General features: G+C 66.1%; 1 protein-coding gene and 1 pseudogene. One reads left to right on the plus strand and one right to left on the minus strand.

Annotation, left to right across the window (positions count from 1 at the left end; genetic code table 11):
* On the plus strand, positions 1-1,158 hold a 1,158-nt coding region (locus VMR03_RS04385; protein ID WP_325402653.1), incomplete at its 5' end, for a Gfo/Idh/MocA family oxidoreductase.
* 118 nt (positions 1,159-1,276) lie between these two features.
* Here the strand turns inward: VMR03_RS04385 and VMR03_RS04390 are convergent.
* Positions 1,277-1,546 (minus strand): annotated as a pseudogene (locus VMR03_RS04390) (DSD1 family PLP-dependent enzyme); the annotation flags it as partial.

Here is a 1,546-nt window from a genome sequence, read left to right on the forward strand (position 1 = left end):
AGCGAACTCACCGTCGCGGTGGCGGGCCTCGGCCAGCGCATCGCCGTCGTCATCCGCAATCTCGTCGCCGCCGCGCCCGGTACGCGCCTCGTCGGCCATGTCGATCCCGAGCCCTACGGTCTGCCGTCGCTGACGAAGCGCGGCATCGAGGCGGGGCCGCGCTTCGACAGCGTCGAGACGATGCTTGCCGAAACGAAGCCGGACCTTTTGATGGTCGGCTCGCCGAACCATCTGCACCTTGAACATATTTCGGCGGGGCTCGCGGCGGGCGTCCGCGTCTTTACCGAAAAGCCCATCGTCCGCACCGAGGAAGAGACCTGGGCCCTCGCCCGCCTGCTCAAGGATCATGGCGAGGACGCGATCCTGGTCGGCCTGGTGATGCGCTCCTCGCCGCTGACCCGCGCCGTCGCCGACGTGCTGGCGCAAGGCCGCATCGGAAAGCTCGTCAGCATGGAGGGGAACGAACATCTCCATCCCGAACATGGCGCCTTCCTGATGCGCGACTGGCGGCGGCGGCGGGAATTCGGCGGCTCGTTCCTGCTCGACAAATGCTGCCACGACTTCGACATCTATCGCATGTTCATCGGCGCGAGGCCCGCGCGCGTTTCGAGCTTCGGGGGCCGCACGATCTTCACGCCCGAACACGAAGATCTGACCGCGCGCAAATATCCCGACGGCACGCCCGCCTACACGATCTGGCGGCCAGGCTGGAACACCTCGAACACGACCTTCCAGTCCGACGCCGACGTCACCGACCATCAGGTCGCCATCGTCGAATATGAAAACGGCGTGCGTCTGTCCTTCAGTGCAAACACCCATGCGGGCCTGCCGATGCGGCGCTGGCTCTTCATGGGCACCAACGGCGCAATCGAAGCCGATCTCGTCAGCGACCGGGTCGAGTATCGCGATGCGCTGGGTCTCGACGCCGTCGAGAGGATCGCGGTCGAGGAGGGTTCGGGCGGCCATGCCGGCATGGACCCCGCCATGGGTCGCGATCTCGCCGCCCATCTGCTCGAAGGCAAGCCCTTCCCGGTCAACGCCTATGACGCGATGATCGCCGGCCTCACCGTGATGGCGATCGACCGCGCGATGCGGGAAGGCACGGTGGTCGACTGCCGGCCGCTATGGGAGCGGCTGGATAAAGAGATGGGGCGGTAGAAGCTTTGCTCTTTATCGGTGTCATCCCGGCCTTGTGCCGGAATCCAGGGGCGTCATATGCGGAACGAGCCGTTTCTGGACCCCGGGACGAAGCCCGGGGTGACAGAATTATTTGAGATCAGGCGCTCTTGCCGCGCGCCTCGATCGGCCAGATGTCGACCAGCGTGTCGCCGCGCACGACGTGGTAGCAGTCGTAGAGATTGACCGTCGGGTCGCAATGCGGCGTGATCGCGGTGAGCGCGGCGCCCAGCGGCAAGGAAGCGCCTTGCGGGAGCGCGATGCCGCCCTGCTCGTCGCCGAAGAAGAAATAGGCCGAACCTTCCGGCGCGCCGGAGAGCAGGACCGGCGCTTCCGCATCCGTCGAGAAGGCCTTGAAGCCCGCATCCGT

It is taken from the genome of Parvibaculum sp. (assembly GCF_035511255.1).
Lineage (GTDB): Bacteria > Pseudomonadota > Alphaproteobacteria > Parvibaculales > Parvibaculaceae > Parvibaculum.